The sequence below is a fragment of the Streptomyces sp. NPDC086519 genome, from assembly GCF_040686075.1.
GTDB classification, from domain to species: Bacteria; Actinomycetota; Actinomycetes; order Streptomycetales; family Streptomycetaceae; genus Streptomyces; species Streptomyces shenzhenensis.
Window position 1 is genome coordinate 126,524 of the sequence record NZ_JBFBJL010000024.1, and the last position, 21,121, is coordinate 147,644.

Annotated in this window: 24 protein-coding genes; 14 read left to right on the forward strand and 10 right to left on the reverse strand. The window is 71.1% G+C overall.

The features are described from left to right. The first annotated feature begins 63 nt into the window (after positions 1–63). Positions 64–822, forward strand: coding sequence for a TIGR00730 family Rossman fold protein (locus AB0P24_RS23585; protein ID WP_365797046.1), 759 nt, complete (start codon positions 64–66; stop codon positions 820–822). Between the two features lie 190 nt (positions 823–1,012). Here AB0P24_RS23585 and folP read toward each other — a convergent pair whose 3' ends face one another. Then, positions 1,013–1,873, reverse strand: coding sequence for a dihydropteroate synthase (folP, locus tag AB0P24_RS23590; protein ID WP_365797048.1), 861 nt, complete (start codon positions 1,871–1,873; stop codon positions 1,013–1,015). 159 nt (positions 1,874–2,032) lie between these two features. Between folP and AB0P24_RS23595 the strand changes: the two genes are divergently transcribed. Next, complete coding sequence (locus tag AB0P24_RS23595; protein WP_365797050.1) at positions 2,033–2,392, forward strand: DivIVA domain-containing protein; 360 nt, start codon at positions 2,033–2,035, stop codon at positions 2,390–2,392. A gap of 14 nt (positions 2,393–2,406) precedes the next feature. Continuing rightward, positions 2,407–2,994, forward strand: a complete 588-nt coding sequence (locus AB0P24_RS23600; protein WP_365797102.1) for a DNA-3-methyladenine glycosylase I — start codon at positions 2,407–2,409, stop codon at positions 2,992–2,994. A gap of 30 nt (positions 2,995–3,024) precedes the next feature. On the opposite strand, the gene AB0P24_RS23605 is transcribed toward AB0P24_RS23600, so the two are convergent. Then, positions 3,025–3,828 carry an enoyl-CoA hydratase-related protein gene (locus AB0P24_RS23605; RefSeq protein ID WP_365797052.1) on the reverse strand — a complete coding sequence of 268 codons (804 nt, stop codon included), beginning with the start codon at positions 3,826–3,828 and terminating at the stop codon, positions 3,025–3,027. Positions 3,829–4,207: 379 nt separating this feature from the next. Here AB0P24_RS23605 and AB0P24_RS23610 point away from each other — a divergent pair, with 379 nt between their 5' ends. Further along, complete coding sequence (locus tag AB0P24_RS23610; RefSeq protein ID WP_004950282.1) at positions 4,208–4,375, forward strand: DUF3117 domain-containing protein; 168 nt, start codon at positions 4,208–4,210, stop codon at positions 4,373–4,375. A gap of 254 nt (positions 4,376–4,629) precedes the next feature. Here AB0P24_RS23610 and AB0P24_RS23615 read toward each other — a convergent pair whose 3' ends face one another. Further along, on the reverse strand, positions 4,630–5,313 hold the full coding sequence (locus AB0P24_RS23615) for an O-methyltransferase (RefSeq protein ID WP_365797054.1): 684 nt from the start codon (positions 5,311–5,313) through the stop codon (positions 4,630–4,632). Positions 5,314–5,563: 250 nt separating this feature from the next. Between AB0P24_RS23615 and sigE the strand changes: the two genes are divergently transcribed. The 5 genes from sigE to AB0P24_RS23640 all read left to right on the forward strand — a co-directional run bounded on the left by sigE (position 5,564) and on the right by AB0P24_RS23640 (position 9,572). Further along, positions 5,564–6,280, forward strand: a complete 717-nt coding sequence (sigE, locus tag AB0P24_RS23620; RefSeq protein WP_365797056.1) for an RNA polymerase sigma factor SigE — start codon at positions 5,564–5,566, stop codon at positions 6,278–6,280. Next, entirely contained in the window at positions 6,277–7,245 is a 969-nt protein-coding gene (locus AB0P24_RS23625; RefSeq protein WP_365797058.1) for a zf-HC2 domain-containing protein, read from the forward strand. Before sigE ends, AB0P24_RS23625 begins: the two co-directional genes overlap by 4 nt. A 163-nt stretch (positions 7,246–7,408) precedes the next feature. Continuing rightward, positions 7,409–8,011 carry a trypsin-like peptidase domain-containing protein gene (locus AB0P24_RS23630; protein WP_365797060.1) on the forward strand — a complete coding sequence of 201 codons (603 nt, stop codon included), beginning with the start codon at positions 7,409–7,411 and terminating at the stop codon, positions 8,009–8,011. A 201-nt stretch (positions 8,012–8,212) separates the two neighbouring features. After that, complete coding sequence (locus tag AB0P24_RS23635; protein WP_365797062.1) at positions 8,213–8,656, forward strand: sec-independent translocase; 444 nt, start codon at positions 8,213–8,215, stop codon at positions 8,654–8,656. A 238-nt stretch (positions 8,657–8,894) separates the two neighbouring features. Further along, positions 8,895–9,572 carry a hypothetical protein gene (locus AB0P24_RS23640; protein WP_365797064.1) on the forward strand — a complete coding sequence of 226 codons (678 nt, stop codon included), beginning with the start codon at positions 8,895–8,897 and terminating at the stop codon, positions 9,570–9,572. A gap of 160 nt (positions 9,573–9,732) precedes the next feature. Here AB0P24_RS23640 and AB0P24_RS23645 read toward each other — a convergent pair whose 3' ends face one another. Genes AB0P24_RS23645 through AB0P24_RS23655 form a run of 3 tightly spaced genes read right to left on the reverse strand, consistent with a single transcriptional unit; the run spans position 9,733 to position 12,812 of the window. After that, complete coding sequence (locus AB0P24_RS23645) at positions 9,733–10,866, reverse strand: Mrp/NBP35 family ATP-binding protein (protein ID WP_365797066.1); 1,134 nt, start codon at positions 10,864–10,866, stop codon at positions 9,733–9,735. A gap of 43 nt (positions 10,867–10,909) precedes the next feature. Then, positions 10,910–11,506: a DUF1003 domain-containing protein gene (locus AB0P24_RS23650; RefSeq protein ID WP_365797068.1), complete on the reverse strand. Its 597-nt coding sequence runs from the start codon at positions 11,504–11,506 to the stop codon at positions 10,910–10,912. Further along, the gene (locus AB0P24_RS23655) at positions 11,496–12,812 is read right to left on the reverse strand and encodes a CBS domain-containing protein (RefSeq protein WP_365797070.1); all 1,317 of its coding nucleotides are present in this window, start codon (positions 12,810–12,812) and stop codon (positions 11,496–11,498) included. Before AB0P24_RS23655 ends, AB0P24_RS23650 begins: the two co-directional genes overlap by 11 nt. Positions 12,813–13,010: 198 nt before the next feature. On the opposite strand from AB0P24_RS23655, the gene AB0P24_RS23660 reads away from it, so the two are divergent. Continuing rightward, positions 13,011–13,736: a hypothetical protein gene (locus tag AB0P24_RS23660; RefSeq protein ID WP_365797072.1), complete on the forward strand. Its 726-nt coding sequence runs from the start codon at positions 13,011–13,013 to the stop codon at positions 13,734–13,736. Positions 13,737–14,105: 369 nt separating this feature from the next. Here AB0P24_RS23660 and AB0P24_RS23665 read toward each other — a convergent pair whose 3' ends face one another. Together AB0P24_RS23665 and AB0P24_RS23670 are read right to left on the reverse strand one after the other, a co-directional pair. Then, entirely contained in the window at positions 14,106–14,618 is a 513-nt protein-coding gene (locus AB0P24_RS23665) for a hypothetical protein (protein ID WP_365797074.1), read from the reverse strand. Positions 14,619–14,628: 10 nt separating this feature from the next. Continuing rightward, positions 14,629–15,759: a magnesium and cobalt transport protein CorA gene (locus tag AB0P24_RS23670; protein ID WP_365797076.1), complete on the reverse strand. Its 1,131-nt coding sequence runs from the start codon at positions 15,757–15,759 to the stop codon at positions 14,629–14,631. A gap of 485 nt (positions 15,760–16,244) precedes the next feature. Here AB0P24_RS23670 and AB0P24_RS23675 point away from each other — a divergent pair, with 485 nt between their 5' ends. After that, positions 16,245–16,841 carry a suppressor of fused domain protein gene (locus tag AB0P24_RS23675; protein ID WP_365797078.1) on the forward strand — a complete coding sequence of 199 codons (597 nt, stop codon included), beginning with the start codon at positions 16,245–16,247 and terminating at the stop codon, positions 16,839–16,841. Positions 16,842–16,884: 43 nt separating this feature from the next. On the opposite strand, the gene AB0P24_RS23680 is transcribed toward AB0P24_RS23675, so the two are convergent. Beyond that, complete coding sequence (locus AB0P24_RS23680; RefSeq protein ID WP_365797080.1) at positions 16,885–18,111, reverse strand: MFS transporter; 1,227 nt, start codon at positions 18,109–18,111, stop codon at positions 16,885–16,887. A gap of 187 nt (positions 18,112–18,298) precedes the next feature. Between AB0P24_RS23680 and AB0P24_RS23685 the strand changes: the two genes are divergently transcribed. The 3 genes from AB0P24_RS23685 to AB0P24_RS23695 all read left to right on the forward strand — a co-directional run bounded on the left by AB0P24_RS23685 (position 18,299) and on the right by AB0P24_RS23695 (position 20,745). Further along, positions 18,299–18,940, forward strand: coding sequence for a DUF6758 family protein (locus AB0P24_RS23685; protein ID WP_365797082.1), 642 nt, complete (start codon positions 18,299–18,301; stop codon positions 18,938–18,940). Positions 18,941–19,226: 286 nt separating this feature from the next. Then, on the forward strand, positions 19,227–20,090 hold the full coding sequence (locus AB0P24_RS23690; protein WP_365797084.1) for a PHP domain-containing protein: 864 nt from the start codon (positions 19,227–19,229) through the stop codon (positions 20,088–20,090). A gap of 49 nt (positions 20,091–20,139) precedes the next feature. Then, positions 20,140–20,745 (forward strand): MarC family protein, encoded by a 606-nt coding sequence (locus AB0P24_RS23695; protein ID WP_365797086.1) that lies wholly within the window; start codon positions 20,140–20,142, stop codon positions 20,743–20,745. A gap of 155 nt (positions 20,746–20,900) precedes the next feature. Here AB0P24_RS23695 and AB0P24_RS23700 read toward each other — a convergent pair whose 3' ends face one another. Beyond that, positions 20,901–21,053: a hypothetical protein gene (locus tag AB0P24_RS23700; protein WP_093499233.1), complete on the reverse strand. Its 153-nt coding sequence runs from the start codon at positions 21,051–21,053 to the stop codon at positions 20,901–20,903. Positions 21,054–21,121: the final 68 nt, after the last annotated feature.

Genomic DNA, 21,121 nt, shown 5'->3' on the forward strand with positions numbered 1-21,121 from the left:
CGCGTGTAACCCGCGCGGATCTACGCTGAACCAGATACACCTGCAAGCGGAGGGAGCGCACATATGCCTACCGGGAATCCCGAGGGGAAGAAGGTGCCGCCGGACGAGCAGCGCCTGGGACCGGTCCTCCGACGGCGCGGCCAGGTGACCGCGAGCACGACGGACCAGCGCCTGCTGGACGCGGGTGGCCCCTCCGACTGGGTCCACACGGACCCCTGGCGGGTGCTGCGCATCCAGTCGGAGTTCATCGAGGGCTTCGGTACGCTCGCCGAACTGCCGCCCGCTATCAGCGTGTTCGGTTCGGCGCGGACGCCGGTCGACTCGGCCGAGTACGACGCGGGCGTGAAGCTCGGCCGGGGCCTGGTCGAGGCCGGCTGGGCCGTGATCACGGGCGGCGGTCCGGGCGCGATGGAGGCGGCCAACAGGGGCGCGCTGGAGGCGGGCGGCGTCTCGGTCGGCCTCGGCATCGAGCTCCCCTTCGAACAGGGCCTCAACCCGTACGTCGACATCGGCCTCAACTTCCGCTACTTCTTCGTGCGGAAGATGATGTTCGTCAAGTACGCACAGGGCTTCGTGGTCCTGCCCGGCGGCCTCGGCACCCTCGACGAGTTCTTCGAGGCCCTCACCCTCGTCCAGACCCAGAAGGTCACCCGCTTCCCGATCGTCCTGTTCGGCAGCGAGTACTGGGGCGGCCTGGTGGACTGGCTGAAGAACACCCTGGTCGCCCAGGGCAAGGCGGCCGAGAAGGACCTCCTCCTCTTCCACGTCACGGACGACGTGCAGGAGGCGGTGGGCCTGGTCTCGAAGGAAGCGGCCCGCTAGGACCGCCTGACCGCCTGCCCGCCCACCCGACTCGCTCCGCTGAGAAGCCGAGGCCGAGGGCCCTCGTCGGCGCGCCGACCGGCCGAGCCGGTTCGTGCACTTCTCGACTCACCGAGTCGGGCGGTGGGTGAGCGAGGTTTTCGGGGGTCCGGGGGCGGATCCCCCAGGACGCGGCGGCGCGAACCGTCGGCTACGCCAGCCCCCGCCGGGCCACCGCCGGCGGGCGGTGGCCGGCGATCGACGCCACCATGTCCAGCACCTGACGCGTCTCGGCCACCTCATGGACCCGGTACACCTGCGCCCCCAGCCACGCGGACACCGCCGTCGTCGCCAGCGTCCCGATGACCCGCTCCTTCAGCGGCCGGTCCAGGGTCTCGCCCACGAAGTCCTTGTTGGACAGGGAGACCAGCACCGGCCACCCCGTCTCCACCATCTCCCCGAGCCGGCGCGTCGCCTCCAGACTGTGCCGGGTGTTCTTGCTGAAGTCGTGCCCCGGATCGATCAGCACCGACTCCCGCGGCACTCCCAGCGCCACCGCCCGCTCGGCCAGCCCCAGGGTCACCCGCAGGATGTCGGCCACGACATCGTCGTACGACACCCGGTGCGGCCGCGTCCGGGGCGCGGCCCCGCCCGCGTGCGTGCACACCAGCCCCACCCGGTACCGCGCCGCGACCTCCGCCAGCCCCGGGTCGACCCCGCCCCACGCGTCGTTCAGCAGATCCGCCCCGGCCTCGCAGGCGGCCTCCCCGACCGACGCCCGCCAGGTGTCCACGCTGATCACGACGTCCGGGAAGCGCCTGCGCACCTCCGCGACGAACCCGACGATGCGCCGCGCCTCCTCCTCGGCGGTCACCTCCTCGCCCGGCCCGGCCTTCACTCCGCCGATGTCGATGATCGCGGCCCCTTCGGTCACCGCCTGCTCCACGCGCGCGAGGGCCGGCTCGTCGCGGAAGGTCGCCCCCTGGTCGTAGAAGGAGTCCGGCGTCCGGTTCACGATGGCCATGATCACCGGTTCGTTCGGCCCGAATTCCCGCCTGCCCAGCCTGAGCATCGCCTGTGACCTCCCGTAGTGATTCCCTCGCTGCGACCGCCTGCGACCCTAACTGTCAGACTCGCATGGCACGATCGGACACAGACACATTCGACACCGAGCACACTGAGCACAACGAGTGCTGCTGCACCGCTTCACCGAGCCTGGGGGCCCACCGCGATGGTCATGTTCCTGTTCCTCGTCGTCGCGCTCGCGGTCGTGGTCGCCGCGGTCACCCTCTCCGTGGTGAGCGGCGGCGAGAGCGGCCCGCTGCCCGAGGTGGCGCCCGAGCGGCTCCAGGACCCGCTGCCCCCGGACCGCCCGGTCAGCCGCGCGGACGTGGAGAGCATCCGCTTCCCGCTCGTCCCGCGCGGCTACCGCATGGCGGACGTCGACGACGCGCTCAGCCGTCTCGGTGCCGAACTCGCGGAGCGCGACGCCCGGATCGCCGACCTGGAGTCCGCGCTGGCCGGCACCCGGGCCGCGCCGCACACCCCGCACACCTCGCTGGACAAGCCCGAGCCGGAGGACCGGCCATGAGCGAGACGACCGACATGGCCGCCGGAGCGGCGGTGGCCGGGCCGGACGGCAGGCTGCGCTGCCCCTGGGCCCTGTCCACCGAGGACTACGTGTCGTACCACGACGAGGAGTGGGGCCGCCCGGTCCACGGCGACGACGCCCTCTACGAACGCCTCAGCCTGGAGGCCTTCCAGTCCGGCCTCTCCTGGATCACGATCCTGCGCCGCCGCCCCGGCTTCCGGGCCGCCTTCGCCGACTTCCACATCGGGAAAGTGGCCGCGTTCACGGACGAGGACCGCGACCGCCTGCTGGCCGACCCCGGCATCGTCCGCAACCGAGCGAAGATCGACGCGACGATGGCCAACGCGAAGGTCCTGGCGGAGTGGGCCCCGGGCGAACTGGACACCCTGATCTGGTCCCATGCCCCGGAGCCGGGCACGTACCCCGCACCGAAGACGATCGCCGACGTCCTGCCGGTGACCCCGGAGTCGACGGCTCTGTCCAAGGCCCTGAAGAAACGCGGCCTGCACTTCATCGGCCCGACGACGGCGTACGCCCTGATGCAGGCGTGCGGCCTGGTCAACGACCACCTGGAAGCATGCGCAGCCCGTAGCGCCCCTTAGGGGCGCGGGGCCGCAGCTCTCCGCAAGCCGTCACCGCCCCAGATACTTCGGCCTCTCCTTGTTCACGAACGCCTGCACGGCGATCGCGTGATCCTCGGCGGCCCCGGCCCGAGTCTGCAACTCGTCCTCCTTGTCGAGCGTCTCGTCCAGGGAGTGCGTGAGCCCGTAGGCCACGGCCTCCTTCAGCGCCGCGTAGGCCACCGTCGGCCCCTCGGCCAGCTTCCGCGCGGTCTTCTCGCCCTCGGCCCGCAGGTCGGCCGAAGGCACGACCTTGTTGGCGATGCCCAGCTCAAACGCATCCTGCGCACTGATGCTCCGCGGAAAGAGCAGCAGGTCAGCGGCGCGACCGGGCCCCACGACGCGGGGCAGCGTCCAGGAGACGCCGGAGTCCGCGGTCAGCGCCACCCCCGCGAACGACGTGTTGAAAGCGGCCGTGTCGGCGACCACGCGGTAGTCCGCGGCGAGCGCGAACCCGAGTCCGGCGCCGGCGGCCACCCCGTTCACGGCGGCGACGACCGGCTTCGGCGCCGACACCAGCGCCCGCACAATCGGGTTGTAGTGCTCCCGGACCGTCGTCATCGTCTGCCCCGCCCCGGTCTCCCGGTCGGACGCGAGCAGCGTGATGTGCTCCTTGAGGTCCTGGCCCACACAGAACGCCCGGTCCCCGGCGGCGGTCAGCAGGATCGCCCGGACGGCCGTGTCGGCCGCCGCTTCCTGCGCGGCCTCCCGAAGGGCCACCTTCGTCGCGATGTTCAGCGCGTTCATCGCCTCGGGGCGGTTCAGCGTGATCGTCGCGAGCCCGTCGCTCACCTCGTAGAGCACGGTGTCGGTCATGGTGCGTCCCCTCCGTCGTCTCCGTCGTCGCGGCTGACGTACCGCTCAGTACGTCGATGTCCGAAGGACAGCATGGCGGAGATCGCCGTCGGGTGACCGGACCTGGTGTGTGACCTGCGTCAAAGAAAACCGGAGCCGACTCGGTCGGCGTAAGGACGCGAGGTGGCGAAGTATCGCAGCCACATCGCCGAATTGGGTGGTTTTGCTCGCGCGCGTTGCCCAAGCGATGCCTACTGATGTTGGTCATCGGGTCCTGAGATGCGGGATAATGGCTTGGAAGCAATGTGTTCGATGCCGGAGTCGCGTGTCCCGCCAGGACCGTGCGTGCCCTCGGGGGCCGTCGGCAGACGATGAGCTGTTTTCAGGAAGGGGAACCAGCATGGCGGCCATGAAGCCGCGAACGGGTGATGGCCCGCTCGAGGTGACCAAGGAGGGGCGGGGCATCGTCATGCGCGTTCCGCTCGAAGGCGGCGGTCGGCTCGTCGTCGAGCTGACCCCTGACGAGGCCGCGGCGCTCGCCGACGCCCTCAAGAACGTCGTCGTCTGAGGCGTCAGCGACCATACCCTTTCGGCGGCCCCGGCATCGTCATCGGTGCCGGGGCGCTGTCGTCTTCACCGGTCCCTGCCCGCGAGCTCGGTCCCCGCCCGCGAGGGCCCGGTCGCCGCCCGTGCGGGCCAGGCGCTCGGCCGGAAGTGCCGCGATACGCCGTCAGTCGTCCGCGGCGCCGTGGTGGCTGGTCGCGCGGTTCCCCGCGCCCCTTCGAGGCACCGCCGGTCAGCAGCCGGCTTCACCCGGCCTGCTCAGCGCTTGACCGCGCACAGCAGTCCGTCGCCCACCGGCAGCAGCGACGGCACCAGCTCCGGGCTCTCCCGGACCGTGCGCAGCAGTTCGCGCAGCCGCAGCACCTCGGTCGGCTGCGGCCTGGAGTCGACGGTGCGGCCGTTGGCGAAGACGCCCTCGAAGATCACCAGGCCACCCGGACGCAGCAGGCGCAACGATTCAGCGAGATAGTCGGAGTACTCCAGCCGGTCACCGTCGCAGAAGACCAGGTCGTAGCCGGCGTCCGCGAGGCGGGGGAGCACGTCCAGGGCGCGGCCGGGGATGAAGCGGGCCCGGTTGCTGGCGAAGCCGCAGGCGCGGAAGGCCTGGCGGGCGAACTGCTGGTGCTCCGGCTCGGGATCCACGGTGGTCAGCACGCCGTCCGGGCGCATGCCGTGCAGCAGATGCATCCCGGACACCCCGCACCCCGTGCCGATCTCGGCGACCGCCTTGGCGTCCACGGAGGCGGCGAGCATGCGCAGCGCGGCGCCCGTGCCGGGCGACACCGAGCGCAACCCTGCCTCGCGGGCCCGGTCACGGGCCCACCGCAGCGCTTCGTCCTCGGCGACAAAGGCGTCGGCGAACGCCCAGCTCGTCTGCCGGTTGCCGGTAATGACCCTCTCCTGTCCCCGTGGTTGCCTGGGCGTGACTGTATCCGTTGGCACCGGGAACCCGCAGATGGGACCAGGCGTTTAGAGAGGTGGAAGACAAGGCGGGGGGACACGAATGGATCACGATGGCGAGACGGCGGTCGGTCACCTGCTGCGGCGGCCGGACGAGCCGTACCAGCAGAGATCAAATTCTCGTAAAACCGCTTATCCGGTGCTAACGGGCGAGGCGGCTATGGTAGGGGCTCCACTGGACACCACCAGAGCCGACAGGGGAGGTGCGGCCGCGCCTGGGGATCGGGGAGGAGTGCTACGGCGCTTCCTCGGATCAGCAGGCAAGCCGAAATCCGTGAACGACACCGTCGCTGACCCCAGCCACGCCGACGCGCTCGCCATGAGCGAGGACCGGACCGCGACCTTCTCCACCGACGCGGACGGGCAGGCATGGACTCCGCCCACGTGGGAGGAGATCGTCAGCACGCACAGCGGACGCGTCTACCGCCTGGCCTACCGCCTGACCGGAAACCAGCACGACGCCGAGGACCTCACCCAGGAGGTCTTCGTCCGCGTCTTCCGCTCCCTGTCGACCTACTCGCCGGGCACCTTCGAGGGCTGGCTGCACCGCATCACCACCAACCTCTTCCTCGACATGGTCCGCCGCAAGCAGCGCATCCGCTTCGACGCCCTCGGCGAGGACGCGGCCGAGCGCCTGCCCAGCCGCGAGCCCACCCCCTCGCAGGCCTTCAACGACGCGCACTTCGACGCCGACGTCCAGCAGGCCCTGGACACCCTCGCGCCCGAGTTCCGCGCCGCCGTCGTGCTCTGCGACATCGAGGGCCTGTCGTACGAGGAGATCGCCGCGACCCTCGGCGTGAAGCTCGGCACGGTCCGCTCCCGTATCCACCGGGGCCGCTCCCAGCTGCGCAAGGCCCTCGCGCACCGCTCGCCGCAGGCCCGCAAGGCCGAGCGCCGCTCCTTCGTGCCCCGTGTTCCCGCACTGGGAGGAGGGGGCGCGACCGCGTGAGTGGATCACGACCGAAACCGGCCGAGCGGCTCGCCGAACAGCATCTGGGAGACCGACTCTCCGCCCTGGTGGACGGAGAGCTCGGTCATGAGTCGCGCGAGCGCGTCCTGGCCCACCTGGCGACCTGCGCCCGGTGCAAGGCGGAGGCGGACGCGCAGCGCGCGCTGAAGAACGCCTTCGCGGCGGCCGCCCCGCCCCCGCCCTCCGAGAGCTTCCTGGCCCGCCTCCAGGGGCTGCCCGCGGGCGGTGACCCGGACGGCGGCGGTTCACCGTTCGGCGGGGGGGCTCCCTCGGGACGCGGATCCGACAGCGGGGTCTTCGGCATGAGCCGGGACGACCGTTTCGAGTTCGGCTATGTCCCGGCCCGCGCGCACGACCCGGCCGCGGCCGTCGGCCGGGGCTTTCGCATCCACCCCGTCGGCCGCCCGGACAGCGACCGCTCCGCCTCGCGCTCCATGCGGTTCGCGTTCGTCGCCGCCGGCGCGGTCTCGCTGGCCGCCGTGGCCCTCGGCGGGGTCACCGCCGGCCTGCCCGGCGCCCCGGCCGCCGACGCCCGCAGCGGCTCCGGCGGCGGCAGTGTCGCCCCGGCCGGCACGGCGGGCTCGGGCACCACCGGGACCGCCGACACCCAGCGCCGCCGCCTGCTCACCCCGCTGCTGTCGTCCGGCACACTGCTCGGCGGCACCCCCGCCGTGCCCACCTCGGTGTCCGCGCCGCTGCTGCCCGGAGTGCCCTCCCCGGCCGCCGCACAGCAGGCGCTGCGGGAACTGACCGCACCGGTGATGGCCGGCGCGGCCGCGGTCTCCCCGCTGATACGGCCGCTGAGCGCCAACCCTCCGCTCACCCTCACCTCGTGGACCGCCGCCCCCGGCGCCACCGGCGCCGGTCTGCTCGCCGCACCCGTCCCCGACACCACCTCCGCGCCCTCCCCGTCCCCGTCCCGCTCCTCCCACACGCACCGCTGACCGGCCTGCCCACCTGCCGAACGGCCCTGCGCGGCGACTCGCGAACCTGGTTGAATCCTGTGAGCCAGCCATGCCCGTGACACCGCCGCGGGCACGGAGCCGACCTTCCGCGAGCCCGCCCGTGGCCACCAGGGCCGGGCCGCGGTGAGCCCGCGAGGAGAGCATGGACGAGGGGATACCGACGTCACCGGCGACACCCGGTGCCACCACCGGCAACGCTCCGGCCCTCCCGCAGGGCGACACGCCCGGGTCCGTGGCAGTGCGGCCGCGGTCGCGGAGCCGACGGAGGCTCGTCCTGGGGGCGCTGGCGCTCTCCGTGCTCTCCGGTGCGCTCGGCGGGCTGGTGGGCGCCTCTCTGGAGCGCACCGGCGGTGTGGAGGCCGTACAGCTGTCCCAGCCGGGTCCGCCGCCGGCCGGGCGGCCGCCCGGCGACGTCACCGGGATCGCCGCGCGTGCGCTGCCCAGCGTCGTCACCCTGCGCGTCACCGGCACCGGCGAACAGGCCACCGGCACCGGCTTCGTCATCGACACCCGTGGGCGGATCCTCACCGACAACCACGTCGTCGCTCCCGCGGTCCTGGCGGGCGGCCGGATAACCGTGACGTTCAGCAGCGGAGTCACCGCCCGGGCGACCGTCGTCGACCGCGACGCCGGCTACGACCTCGCCGTCGTCCAGGTGCACGGCGTGCACGGCCTGACCCCCCTGCCGCTCGACCACCCCGGCGATCACGCCGGCGACCACCCCGGCGATCCGGACAGGAACTGACAGAAACCTCACAGCCGGGGCCCCGCTCGTGTCCCGACTAGGCAAACAACCCGGAAAACCGGTCGTACACACGCAGTCGGACACCTCGGGGCGGTACCGGACGGACAGGTCCGCCGGGTACCGTGGACCCGGCCCGGACCACGGAAGACCCGCAACAGCGACCGGAGGGCCGAGGACCGAGGACATCGCAAGGAGCTTCAGGTGTTCAATGACATAGGACCACTAGAGCTGGTGACGATCGTTGTCCTCGCCGTGCTCGTCTTCGGTCCGGACAAGCTCCCGAAGGTCATCCAGGACGTCATGCGGACCATCCGCAAGATCCGGGAGTTCTCGGAGAGCGCCAAAGAAGACATCCGGCAGGAACTCGGTCCGGAGTTCAAGGACTTCGAGCTGGAGGACCTCAACCCCAAGACCTTCATCCGCAAGCACCTCGACAGTGACGAGCTGGGGCTGAAGGAGATCCGCAACGGCTTCGACCTGAAGAAGGAGATGGCCGAGGTCACGGACGCGGTGCACAGCCGCGACACCGACCCCTCGCCGTCGTCCTCCGGGAGCGGTTCCTCGGGGAGCGGCCGGATCGACATGAGCAAGAAGCCGGATGATCCGGGCAACGACCGTCCGCCCTTCGACGCGGACGCCACCTGACTCCCGATCACCGACCCGCGCATGAGCGGCGCACGTGACGCGTTTCATACCGCGTGTGCGCCGCTCATATGTCTTTTACCCCCCGAACCCGCCGCCCGTGCGACCCACGCACCGGGCGGTTTCGCTGCTGGTTGCGGCGGTGTCGATATGCTGCCGAGTTGTTGTGCGGACCGGACGAGTGCGCCCGAAGGGGGGCGGGCCGCCCCGGACCGACGAGAGCTAGGAGGCGTCCGGGCAGATGGAGACGACAAGTCGGGTGGACGGACAGGCGCCGGTCGCGGAGGACCAACAGCAGGTCCGCCTGGCCCGCCGCACGGTCGACGGCTACCTGGAGGCGCCCTTCCCCTGGTACGGCCTCGACGAGGCCTTCACAGGGCCGCGCTGGCTGATGCAGGTGGGCACGGCGGCCGACGGGGCCGTCGAGCACGGTTCGATCGGGCACGGGGACGAGCCGTCGGTGCGCAACGAGCACCTGGCCGCGGCCGCGGCCGCGAGCGAGTCGAGGGAGAAGTTCGCGGTGGTGGTGACCGTCGCGGCGAGCCCGTCCCGAAGAAGCGCCGACGGGACCGGTCTCCTGGAGGCCACGTCGGTGGCGTCCGCCGCGTGGCTGGCGGGCGTCGGCCTGCTCTCCTTCACCTGGCCGGGCCAGATGGACCACAGCCTGCGGGACGACTGGCTGGAGCAGCAGACCGAGACCGCGTGGGAGCTGGCGGACGACCTGGCCGGCGACGCCTGGTCGACGTTGTCACTGCCGGTGGACGGAGTGGCCACGCCGTTCCACTACCGGGAGTCGGAGTTCGGGTGGGTGCTGGCCGGGTCCACGGAGGAGGGCGTGCATCTCGGTGCGTACGGGCGGGGGATGAGCGCGTACGGGCTGGGGTTCGCGATGATCAAGGACATTGCTGCGTACGCATGAGAAAAGGGGCGCCGGTGGTGTGTGGCGCCCCTTCGCCGTAGGGGGCTGCGGTCGTCGCGCGACCGCGGGTGCGTCGTGGCTTGTCGCGCCCGTGCGGCGGAGCCGCACACGGGAACAGCGCCGCGCCCCTTGCGGGGCGCTGCGGTTGCGGTCCGGAACTCTAGAACTTGTTGCGCGGGGTGATCCCCAAGGACATGCCGGAGAGGCCTCGCTGCCTGCCGCCCAGCTTGCCGGCGATGCCGCGCAGGGCAGCTGCCGCCGGGCTGTCCGGGTCGGTCAGGACCACCGGCTTGCCCTCGTCGCCGCCTTCGCGGAGGCGGACGTCGATGGGGATGGAGCCGAGGACGGGGACGGTCGTACCCGTCGTGCGGGTGAGGCCGTCGGCGACGCTCTGGCCGCCGCCCGTGCCGAAGACGTCGACCATCTCGCCGCAGTGCGGGCAGGGGAGGCCGGACATGTTCTCGACCACGCCGACGATCTTCTGGTGGGTCTGGACCGCGATGGAGCCCGCCCGCTCGGCGACCTCCGCCGCCGCCTGCTGAGGCGTGGTCACGACCAGGATCTCGGCGTTCGGGACCAGCTGGGCGACCGAGATGGCGATGTCACCGGTGCCGGGCGGCAGGTCGAGGAGGAGGACGTCCAGGTCGCCCCAGTAGACGTCCGCGAGGAACTGCTGGAGGGCGCGGTGCAGCATCGGGCCGCGCCAGACCACCGGGGCGTTGCCCGGCGTGAACATGCCGATGGAGATGACCTTCACACCGTTCGCCGACGGCGGCATGATCATGTTCTCGACCTGGGTCGGGCTGCCGTCCGCGCCGAGCATGCGCGGGACCGAGTGGCCGTAGATGTCCGCGTCGACCACGCCCACCTTGAGGCCGTCGGCGGCCATCGCGACGGCGAGGTTGACCGTGACCGACGACTTGCCGACACCGCCCTTGCCGGAGGCGACCGCGTAGACGCGGGTGAGGCTGCCGGGCTTGGCGAAGGGGACCTCGCGCTCGGCCTGGCCGCCCCGCAGGGCGGAGGCCAGCTCCCTGCGCTGCTCGTCGCTCATCACGTCCAGGGTGACGTCGACCCGGGTGACGCCCTCGACCCGGGAGACCGCCTCGGTGACGCGCTGGGTGATCGTGTCCCGCATGGGGCAGCCGGACACGGTCAGGTACACGGTGACCGCGACCGCGCCGTCCTCCCCGATCACCACCGATTTGACCATCCCCAGGTCGGTGATGGGCCGGTTGATCTCGGGGTCGTTCACCGTCGCCAGTGCCTCGCGCACCGCGTCTTCGCTAGCCATACCAACGATGGTACGGCGCGGCCCAGGCCCCCTATAACGCCCCTCAGCGGTCGTCTACGTCACGCCCCGCCGACCGTTCTGCCGGGAATACCGCATGTTCGTGATGGCCGTCCCGCCGCTCGTCCATGTCTTTCAGCAGGTCCTGGAGCTCGGAGCGGATCCAGTCCCGGGTCGCCACCTCGCCCAGGCCCATGCGCAGGGCGGCGATCTCCCGGGTCAGGTACTCGGTGTCGGCGATGGACCGCTCGTTCTGCTTGCGGTCCTGTTCGAGGTTGACGCGGTCGCGGTCGTCCTGCCTGTTCTGCGCGAGCAGGATCAGCGGGGCCGCGTAGGAGGCCTGCAACGACAGGGCCAGGGTCAGGAAGATGAACGGGTACTCGTCGAAGCGGAACCTGCCGGGTGCCACGATGTTCCACAGGACCCACAGGATGATCACGAACGTCATCCAGACGATGAACCGTCCGGTGCCCAGGAAGCGGGCGATGCGCTCGGACAGCCGTCCGAAGGCATCCGGGTCCCATTCGGGCAGCAGCCTGCGCCGCGGCGGCCGCGGCTGGTCCAGGCGGTGGCCGCGCGACCGGCTGGCGGCGGTGGCGCCCGACGGCGTCCGCTCACGGGTGCTCTCGCGCTCAGGCGCCATGGATCCCCGCCCCCCTTCCCGGCGTCTTCTCCGCCGCCGGCTCCCCCTCGGCCAGGTGGAACTCGGTCTCCCGCCAGTCCTCCGGCAGCATGTGGTCGAGGACGTCGTCCACGGTCACCGCGCCGAGCAGCGCCCCCGCTTCGTCCACCACGGGCGCCGCGACCATGTCGTACGTGGCGAAGAACCCGGCGATGACCGGGAGCGTGGCGTCGGGGTCGAGGGGTTGCAGGTCGTCGTCGACGACCAGCGAACTGACCAGGGTGTACGGGGGATCGCGCAGCAGCCGCTGGAAGTGCACGGTGCCCAGGTACTTGCCGGTCGGGGTCTCGTCGGGCGGCCGGCAGACGTAGACCTGGGCGGCGAGGGCCGGGGAGAGGTCGGGGTTGCGGACCCGGGCGAGGGCGTCGGCGACGGTGGCGTCCGGACGCAGGACGATCGGCTCGGTGGTCATCAGACCGCCCGCCGTGTGTTCCTCGTACGACATCAGGCGCCGCATCTCGGCCGCGTCCGCCGGCTCCATCAGGCTCAGCAGCCGTTCCTTGTCGGCTTCGGGGAGTTCGCCGAGCAGGTCGGCCGCGTCGTCCGGGTCCATGGCCTCCAGGACGTCCGCCGCCCGCTCCTCCTTCAGCTTGCCGAGGATCTCGATCTGGTCGTCCTCGGGGAGTTCCTCGAGTACGTCGGCCAGCCGGTCGTCGTCGAGGGCCGCGGCCACCTCCGCGCGGCGCTTGGCGGAGAGGTGGTGCAGCACGTTGGCGAGGTCGGCGGGGCGCAGCTGCTCGAAGGTGGCGAGCAGGCTCTCGGCGCCCTGGCCGTGCTCCTCCAGGGAGAACCCGGTGACCTGGGACCACTCGACGGTGAGCGTCTCCCCCCTGGTCCGCCGGAAGGTCCCGGTCCTTCCCTTGCGGACGAAGACCCGGTCGATCTCCCAGTCCCGGCGGGCCGGCAGCTGCTGCACGGCCAGGTCGAGGACGGTGACCTCCTCGCCGGTCTCGACCAGCTGGACACGGCGGTCGAGGAGTTCGCCGAAGACCAGACGTTCGGTGGGGCGCTGCTCGAAGCGGCGGACGTTCAGCACGCCGGTGGTGATGACCTGGCCGGACTCCACGCCGGTCACCCGGGTCATGGGCAGGAAGATGCGGCGCCGGGTGGACAGTTCGACGACCAGGCCGAGCAGCCGGGGCGGGCGGCGGCGCACCCGCAGCATGACGACGAGGTCCCGGAGGCGGCCCACCTTGTCGCCGGCGGGATCGAAGACGGGGACACCGGCGAGGTGCGAGACGAAGATGCGGGGAGCGCCGGCTGCCATGGTGTTGCTTCCTTACCTACCGAAGTACCGCTTGCGTGTTTTTCAGTCTCTTTCGCCCGCTCGGTGGGCTTCAGGCTAGCCCGTACCGATCGGATACGCCCTGGTGGGCGGTCCGGACGGACTGGCTCCGCCGGGCGGCTCGGGCACCGGTACGCTGCGGTACGCCCTGCCGGACCCCTCAGAAAGGCGGCACTGTCCGTGACCGCGATCGCTCCGGGCCGTACTCGCCGCGCCGCACTGGTCACCGCCGTGTGCGCACTGGCCGTCCTCACCGGATGCGGAGGGGATCCGGACGCGGGCACGAACGGGGTGGGCAAGCTGGCGCCGGACGTGATCCAGTCGAAGACGCGGGCGGCGGCGGCGTCGGTGGCGACGGTGCGGATGGCGGGGACGGTGGTCACGAGCGGGCGTACGTACCAGCTGGACATGCGCCTCAACAAGGACGGCGGGACCGGGTCGGTCACCTCGAAGGGCTCGACGTTCCAGCTCCTGCGGGTCGGCGACACGCTGTATCTGCAGGCTGACGCGGGGTTCTGGAACCACGCCGACGGCAGCGACACGACCGCCGCGACCAAGCTCGACGGCAAGTACGTGAAGGTGCCGCGGTCGGATCCCGCGTACAAGAAGTTCAGCGGCTTCACGGACAAGGACGTCCTCCTCTCGGGCCTGCTGACCCTGCACGGTTCGCTCTCGACGGCCGGTCACCACGAGCAGTCGGGTACCCCCACCATCCGCATCACCGGCGACGGCGGCTCCGGCGGCACCCTCGACGTCTCCCTTCAGGGCAAGCCCTACCCTCTCCGCCTGCAACGCGCCGGCGGCGCCGGCACCCTCACCTTCTCCGACTGGGGCAAGGACTTCAGCGTGGCCGAACCGGAGAAGGGCGAGACGGTCGACTACGGGAAGCAACTGCCGTCGTCGTAAGGGCCGGTGGCGGCGTGGGGGACGTGGCCACGTGCGGCGAGTCCGGCACCGCCGGCCGGCGCCGCGGGGGCCGAGCGCCGTTGCGGCGGACCGCAAGCCGCCACCCACCAACCCCATGGGCCCACCACTCCCACAGTCTTGCGGCCCCACAAACCCGCCGGTCCCACAAACCCGTGTGTGCGGCACGGCCGGTCGGCGCCGCGGCGGGCTGAGCGCCGTTGCGGCGGATCCGCAGGACCGACGGATCGGAGGGGCCGGCGGGTCTGTGGGCGTTCGGGGCAGGTGGCCGACGGGTTTCTGGATCCCGCCGCAACGGTGGTCCGCCACTGCGGTCGTGTTCGGCGGTGCCGAACTCTGCCCGGGCTCTCGCTACTTGGGCTTTCGGCGCTTCGAAAGCAGCCGTGGCAGGCCGGCCGGGACGGGGCCGCGGGTCGTCGCCGGGGACGCGACCGGCGCTTCGGACAGGCTGCCCTCCGGAAGGGGCAGCACCGCCCCCGTCGGCGTCAGGCGCAGCACCCTGCACTCCCTCGCCCAGCGGTCCGTCATCGCCTCGCCGTCGGGGGCGTTGAGGCGTTTGCCCTTCAGTTCCGCCACCGCCGCGTCCCACTCCGGGGTGCCGGCGGGCAGTTCCGTGACCGTCGCCGTCCAGGTGACCAGTCGGCCGCCCTTGTCCTTGCTGCGGACGGTCACCTCCGCCGACCCCCCGTCGGCCAGCTCACCCAGCGGCTGCTCGGCCCCGTCGCCGACCAGGCACACGCCCCCGTCGGCCCACGCGTGCCACACCGCACGCGCGGCCGCCGCTCCCGCGGCCCGTACCCAGACGAGGCCGGACTTCTTCGTGGCCTCCTCGACGAGGGCCTGGTCGAGCAGCTCACTTGTCATGGCGCCCACCCTAGAGCCAGCCGTTGCGCTTGAGCGTGCGGTGGATGCCGAGGCAGATGCAGACCGTGATGCCCATGATCACCGGGTAGCCGTACCTCCAGTGCAGCTCCGGCATGTATGTGAAGTTCATGCCGTACACACCGCACACCATCGTCGGCACGGCGATGATCGCGGCCCATGCCGTGATCTTCCGCATGTCCTCGTTCTGCGCCACGGACGCCTGCGCGAGGTTGGCCTGGAGGATGGAGTTGAGGAGTTCGTCGAAGCCGATGACCTGCTCCTGGACCCGGGCGAGGTGGTCGGCGACGTCCCGGAAGTACTTCTGGATGTCGGGGTCGACCAGCCGCATGGGCCGTTCGCTCAGCAGCTGCATCGGGCGCAGCAGGGGCGAGACCGCGCGCTTGAACTCCAGCACCTCGCGCTTGAGTTGGTAGATCCGCGCCGAGTCGACACCCCGGGACACCCCGCCCCCCCGGCCCGGCGTGAAGACCTCGGTCTCCACCTCGTCGATGTCGTCCTGCACGGCGTCGGCGACGGCGATGTAACCGTCCACGACGTGGTCGGCGATGGCGTGCAGCACGGCCGAGGGGCCCTTGGCGAGCAGCTCGGGGTCGTCCTGGAGCCGGTGCCGCAGCGCCCGCAGCGAGCCCTGCCCGCCGTGCCGGACGGTGATGAAGAAGTCCCGGCCGGTGAAGCACATGACCTCGCCGGTCTCCACGACCTCGCTGGTGTCGGTGAGCTGGTCGTGCTCGACGTAGTGGATGGTCTTGAAGACAGTGAAGAGCGAGTCGTCGTAGCGTTCGAGCTTCGGGCGCTGGTGGGCCTGGACGGCGTCCTCGACGGCCAGCGGGTGCAGCCCGAACTCGCTCGCGATACCGGCGAATTCGGCCTCGGTCGGCTCGTGCAGCCCGATCCACACGAACCCGCCGTCACGGCGCACCAGCCGCATCGCCTCGTGCGGGGTCAGCGGCTTGCCCGTCTCGACCCGGGCGCCGTCGCGGTAGACGGCGCAGTCGACGACGGCCGACGGCGTGCCGGGGTCGCGGGTGGTGTCGTACGCGCCGCTGTCCGGACGCAGGCTCTTGCGCAGCGAGGGACGGGACGGGCGGACGACGGCACGCAGGTCGCGGATCATCGACATGGGCAGGCTCCTTCGCGACAGGCAGCGGAAGACCGCCGGCGAACGGGTGGAACTACCCGGAATGGGGACGTCCTGGCTTCGGATGTTTGGCACGTCCACAAAGCGGGGAGCACCGCACCGTTGCGGTGGCGACTTCGCTACTGATTCAGATCAGACAAACGGATCCAGCGGGGTCCGGAACGGACCGGTCAGAAGGATCAGGCAAGCGAAACGAAGTGCTCTTCCGAACGACAACGCGCACGAGAAGGCGGCAGCCAGCCAGAGAAGAAATCAGAGGCCGGAAGAGCGAGTGGTACTGCACGGGTGACTTCGATCCATGACAGCCCCACCTCCTCCAGCCGGTCCCTCGTAAGGGAGTCCTGTCGGCGTCGGGGTCTGACCGCGACGCACTGCGTGCTGCCCCGAACCGCCGCGGCCAGAGTAGCAGCAGGCCTCGGTGTCAAGGCGCCCCTTTGCCCGGCACTGACGAGTTCTATGCTCACGCCATGGCTGAAGTTCTTCCTCTGGTCGAAGCCCGGTTGACCACCGCACTGGGCGAACCGGACGCGCGCGCGGCGGTCACCTTCCTCGGCACGGACCGCATCGAGGTGCTCCGCTTCCACGAGGATCTCCAGGGCGAGGACGTCGTCCGCTACGCCACCCTCGGCATGTCCGCACACCCCATGACCGACCCCACCGCGATGGTCGCGGACCCCGTGAAGGGACCGCGCGCCGAACTGGTCCTGTCGGTCCGGGCCGGGCTCGCCGAGACCGACAAGGTGCTCCGCCCGCTCGCCGTACTCGCCGCGTCTCCGCAGGTGGAGGGCCTGGTCGTGACGCCGGGCGCGTCGCTGGACGTCGGCGGTCCGCTGTGGCCGGGGGCGCCCTTCACCTCCGTCCTGGTCGGCGAGCCGGGCGGTCTCGTCGAGGATCTGGAACTGGACGCGCCTCTCGATCCCGTACGGTTCCTGCCGCTGCTGCCGATGACGCCGAACGAGGCGGCCTGGAAGCGCGTGCACGGCGCCGGGGCCCTCCAGGAGCGCTGGCTCGCGAACGGGACGGACCTCCGGGACCCGCACCGGACATCCGTCCCGCTGGACTGAACGCGTTTGGTGAGCAAGCTCACCAAACGCCGTTCACGGCGAGTCAGTTGGCAAAGACCGTGACGCTGTCCTCGGTGGCGTGCCGCGGTTGCAGTTCCGCGGCGTCGTGGGTCAGCGCGTTCCGTCGTACGAGCACCACCACCGCGCCCAGGACCGCGGTGACCGCCGCCACTGCGAACGGGACGTGGATGTCGGTCCACTCCTCGATCTTCGGCGCGAAGTAGGGAGCGGCCGCCGCGGCGAACCAGCGGACGAAGTTGTAGCCCGCGCTCGCCACCGGGCGCGGCGCGTCCGACACGCCGAGGGCCAGTTCGGTGTAGACCGTGTTGTTCACGCCGATGAACGCGCCGGACAGGATCGTGCAGACGACGGCGGCGGTGTGGCCGCCGTAGCCGAGGACGAGGACGTCGGCGGCGAGCAGGACCAGAGAGCCGCCGAGCACCTTCAGGGACCCGAACCGCTTCTGCAGGCGCGGGGCGACGACCACCGAGAAGAGCGCGAGCAGCACACCCCAGGCGAAGAAGACCGCGCCCGAGCGGTACGGGGTCATGTTCAGCACGAACGGGGTGAAGGCCAGCACGGTGAAGAACGTGTAGTTGTAGAAGAAGGCGGAGGCCGCCGCTGAGGCGAGGCCGCCGTGGCCCAGTGCCCGGATCGGATCCAGGATCGAGGTCCTGCGGGCCGGCTTCGGCTGTTCCTTCAGGAACGCGGTGATGCACAGGAAGCCGATCGCCATCAGGGTGGCGGTGCCGAAGAAGGGGTAACGCCAGCTGATGTTGCCGAGCACCGCGCCCAGCAGCGGGCCGCACGCCATGCCGAGGCCGAGCGCCGACTCGTAGAGCAGGATCGCGGCGGCGCTGCCGCCGGCCGCCGCGCCGACGATGACGGCCAGGGCGGTGGAGACGAACAGGGCGTTGCCGAGGCCCCAGCCGGCCCGGAAGCCGACCAGCTGGCCGACCGTGTCGGACGTGCCGGCCAGGCCCGCGAAGACGACCACGAACGCGAGGCCGAGCAGCAGGGTCCTGCGGCCGCCGATCCGGCTGGAGACGAAGCCGGTGAGCAGCATCGCCACGGCGGTGATCAGGAAGTACGAGGTGAAGAGCAGGGAGACCTGGCCGGGTGTGGCGTCCAGTCCCCTGGCTATGGAGGGCAGGATCGGGTCGACGAGTCCGATGCCCATGAAGGCGACGACGGACGCTCCGGCCGTCGCCCACACGGCCTTCGGCTGCCGCAGGATGCTGCCCGCTCCCGCGTCGAATGGGTCGTCCATGCGCTTCCTCCACTCTGTGCCGTGAATGCCTGTGCGGATTCCGTTACGGATTTGGTTGGCTTATACACATAGTAAGTTAGAGGTGCTAACTAATGCAAGGCGCATCTAGTTCCTTCCGGTGACTGGTTCCGCCCGGACGGGTGATCGTCCTTGACGTGGGGGATCCGGGGTAGGACCGTGGGGCCCTATGAGGGGCGAACCCAGTTGCCCGAAGTGTGGTGGCCGGGTCAGGGCTCCCGGACTCTTCGCCGACACCTGGCAGTGCGATGTGCACGGGACCGTGCATCCGGTGCAGCCCGTGATCCCGCCCGGCGTCGAGGCCCTCGGTGTGGTGGTGCACCGCACCCAGGTCCCGGTCTGGATGCCCTGGCCGCTGCCGGTCGGCTGGCTGTTCACGGGTGTGGCGTGCGCCGGTGACGACCGCAGCGGAGGGCGCGCGACCGCCGTCGCCTGCTCCGGACCCGCGCCGCTCGGTGGCATAGGGGAGATGATCCTGGTCGCCGAGGAACTGGGCGTCGGTCTCGGGGCCCGGTACGCGGGGATCGACGGGCCGGATCCCGGGCCGTACATGAACGTGGAGAAGCCGCCGCAGGCGAAGGTGCTGGCGGCGGGGCGGCCGACCCCGCTCTGGCATGTCTCCGGGGCGCCGGACGACCGGGCCGTCTTCGCGGGCGAGGCTCGGGGGCTGTGGCTGTGGGCCGTGGTGTGGCCGGAGCAGACGGGGTTGCTCATGTACGACGAGTTGGTGCTGACCGACTTGCGGGACGCGGGGGCCGAGTTGGATCTGGTGCCCTGCGGCGCGTTGTCGCCGCGTTTGCTGGAGCCGTAGGAGCCGTAGGAGCCGTAGGAGCCGTAGGGGCCGGTGTGGCCGGTGTGGCCGGTGTGGCCGGTGTGGCCGGTGTGGCCGGTGTGGCCGGTGTGGCCGGTGTGGCCGGTCGTGCGCGGGCCGGTGGGGGCTGAGCGCGCCCACGCGGCGCAGCCGTATCTCGATGCCGCCCGCGCCCCTGGGCAGGTCAGGTAAAGGTCGCTCACAGGTTGCGGGTGTGACAGGGCGCCCCGGTCGGCCGCTATCCTTGACGCGTCCCCATCCGTACCGGCCCGTTGGAGTCCGCGTCGTGCGCATCGATCTGCACTGCCACTCCACCGCCTCCGACGGTACGGACACCCCGGCCGAGCTGGTGCGCAATGCCGCCGCTGCCGGTCTCGACGTCGTCGCGCTGACCGATCACGACACCACCCGCGGGTACGCCGAGGCCATCGCCGCGCTGCCCGAGGGGCTCACCCTGGTCCCCGGGGCCGAGCTGTCCTGCCGTGTCGGCGGCGTCTCCATGCACATGCTGGCCTACCTCTTCGACCCCGAGGAGCCCGCTCTGCTCGCCGAGCGCGAGCTGGTCCGGGACGACCGGGTGCCGCGAGCCCAGGGCATGATCGCCAAGCTGAACGCGCTGGGCGTGCCGGTCACCTGGGAGCAGGTGAAGCGGATCGCCGGGGACGGGTCGGTCGGGCGGCCGCACGTGGCTTCCGCGCTGGTCGAGCTCGGTGTCGTACCGACCGTGAGCGACGCTTTCACCGAAGCGTGGCTGGCCGACGGCGGCCGGGCCTTCGTGGAGAAGCACGAGACCGACCCCTTCGAGGCGATCCGGCTGGTCAAGGGCGCCGGCGGCGTGTGCGTGTTCGCGCACCCCGGGGCCGCCAAGCGCGGGCGTACGGTGCCCGAGGCGGGGATCGCCGAGATGGCCGCGGCCGGTCTCGACGGCATCGAGGTCGACCACATGGACCACGACGAGGACACCCGCGCACGGCTGCGGGGGCTCGCCGGGGAACTGGGGCTGCTGGTCACCGGGTCCTCCGACTACCACGGCAGCCGTAAGACCGTGGCGCTGGGCGAGTACACCACGGACCCCGAGGTGTACGGCGAGATCACGCGGCGGGCGACCGGTGCGTTTCCGGTGCCGGGGACCGGCGGGGCCCGAGGCTGAGTCCTCGCACGCCCCCAGTCCCTCACTCCGCAAGGCCTGTAGCACCCCCATGTTCGATCTCGCCGTCTTCGGCTCCCTCTTCCTGACCCTGTTCGTCATCATGGATCCCCCCGGGATCACCCCGATCTTCCTCGCCCTCACCGCCGGCCGACCCGGCAAGGTGCAGAAGCGGATGGCCTTCCAGGCCGTGTGCGTGGCGGGCGGCGTGATCACCGTCTTCGGGCTGCTGGGGCACCAGATCCTGAACTACCTGCACGTCTCCGTGCCCGCGCTGATGATCGCGGGCGGGCTGCTGCTCCTGCTCATCGCGCTGGACCTGCTCACCGGCAAGAGCGACGAGCCGAAGCAGACCAAGGACGTCAACGTGGCGCTGGTGCCACTGGGCATGCCGCTGCTGGCCGGCCCCGGTGCGATCGTGTCCGTCATCCTCGCCGTGCAGAAGGCCGGCAGCGTGGCCACGCAGGTGTCCGTATGGGCCGCGATCCTCGCCATCCATGTCGTGCTGTGGCTGGTGATGCGCTATTCGCTGCTGATCATCCGGCTCATCAAGGACGGCGGTGTGGTCCTGGTGACGCGCCTGGCGGGCATGATGCTCTCCGCGATCGCCGTACAGCAGATCATCAACGGTGTCACCCAGGTGATCAAGGGCGCTTAGGGCTCCGCTCAGGGTTCCATACGCGGAGCCCCCGTACGGCGTGGGTGCCGTACGGGGGCTCCGAAAGCTGTGCGGTGCTCCGCGTGTCGTCGAGGTGTCGTCGTCGCTGTGTCGTCGTCGGTGTGGTGCTCGTCCGTCGTTGCCGCGTCGTCTTGTTACGAAGCCTGGGTCTCGGCCGGTCGGATCCACAGGCGCTGCCCCACGGCGGCGGCCTGCTGCACGATCCCGCTGACGGAGGCGGCGTCCACGACAGTGCTGTCCACGGTGGTGCCGTCGACCTCGTCGAGTCGCATGATTTCGAAGCGCATGGCCTCTCCCTTCGTCGCTGTGTTCCGTATGAGTCAACGGCTTGCGTGTTACAAACATTCCCTACGCT

Excerpts from the sequence above, each read along its gene's own strand:
- AB0P24_RS23585 (WP_365797046.1), top strand. The coding sequence starts at position 64 with ATGCCTACCGGGAATCCCGAGGGGAAGAAGGTGCCGCCGGACGAGCAG.
- folP (WP_365797048.1), bottom strand. The coding sequence starts at position 1,873 with ATGCTCAGGCTGGGCAGGCGGGAATTCGGGCCGAACGAACCGGTGATC.
- AB0P24_RS23595 (WP_365797050.1), top strand. The coding sequence starts at position 2,033 with ATGGTCATGTTCCTGTTCCTCGTCGTCGCGCTCGCGGTCGTGGTCGCC.
- AB0P24_RS23600 (WP_365797102.1), top strand. The coding sequence starts at position 2,407 with ATGGCCGCCGGAGCGGCGGTGGCCGGGCCGGACGGCAGGCTGCGCTGC.
- AB0P24_RS23605 (WP_365797052.1), bottom strand. The coding sequence starts at position 3,828 with ATGACCGACACCGTGCTCTACGAGGTGAGCGACGGGCTCGCGACGATC.
- AB0P24_RS23610 (WP_004950282.1), top strand. The coding sequence starts at position 4,208 with ATGGCGGCCATGAAGCCGCGAACGGGTGATGGCCCGCTCGAGGTGACC.
- AB0P24_RS23630 (WP_365797060.1), top strand. The coding sequence starts at position 7,409 with ATGGACGAGGGGATACCGACGTCACCGGCGACACCCGGTGCCACCACC.
- AB0P24_RS23640 (WP_365797064.1), top strand. The coding sequence starts at position 8,895 with ATGGAGACGACAAGTCGGGTGGACGGACAGGCGCCGGTCGCGGAGGAC.
- AB0P24_RS23645 (WP_365797066.1), bottom strand. The coding sequence starts at position 10,866 with ATGGCTAGCGAAGACGCGGTGCGCGAGGCACTGGCGACGGTGAACGAC.
- AB0P24_RS23650 (WP_365797068.1), bottom strand. The coding sequence starts at position 11,506 with ATGGCGCCTGAGCGCGAGAGCACCCGTGAGCGGACGCCGTCGGGCGCC.
- AB0P24_RS23655 (WP_365797070.1), bottom strand. The coding sequence starts at position 12,812 with ATGGCAGCCGGCGCTCCCCGCATCTTCGTCTCGCACCTCGCCGGTGTC.
- AB0P24_RS23665 (WP_365797074.1), bottom strand. The coding sequence starts at position 14,618 with ATGACAAGTGAGCTGCTCGACCAGGCCCTCGTCGAGGAGGCCACGAAG.
- AB0P24_RS23670 (WP_365797076.1), bottom strand. The coding sequence starts at position 15,759 with ATGTCGATGATCCGCGACCTGCGTGCCGTCGTCCGCCCGTCCCGTCCC.
- AB0P24_RS23675 (WP_365797078.1), top strand. The coding sequence starts at position 16,245 with ATGGCTGAAGTTCTTCCTCTGGTCGAAGCCCGGTTGACCACCGCACTG.
- AB0P24_RS23680 (WP_365797080.1), bottom strand. The coding sequence starts at position 18,111 with ATGGACGACCCATTCGACGCGGGAGCGGGCAGCATCCTGCGGCAGCCG.
- AB0P24_RS23685 (WP_365797082.1), top strand. The coding sequence starts at position 18,299 with ATGAGGGGCGAACCCAGTTGCCCGAAGTGTGGTGGCCGGGTCAGGGCT.
- AB0P24_RS23695 (WP_365797086.1), top strand. The coding sequence starts at position 20,140 with ATGTTCGATCTCGCCGTCTTCGGCTCCCTCTTCCTGACCCTGTTCGTC.
- AB0P24_RS23700 (WP_093499233.1), bottom strand. The coding sequence starts at position 21,053 with ATGCGCTTCGAAATCATGCGACTCGACGAGGTCGACGGCACCACCGTG.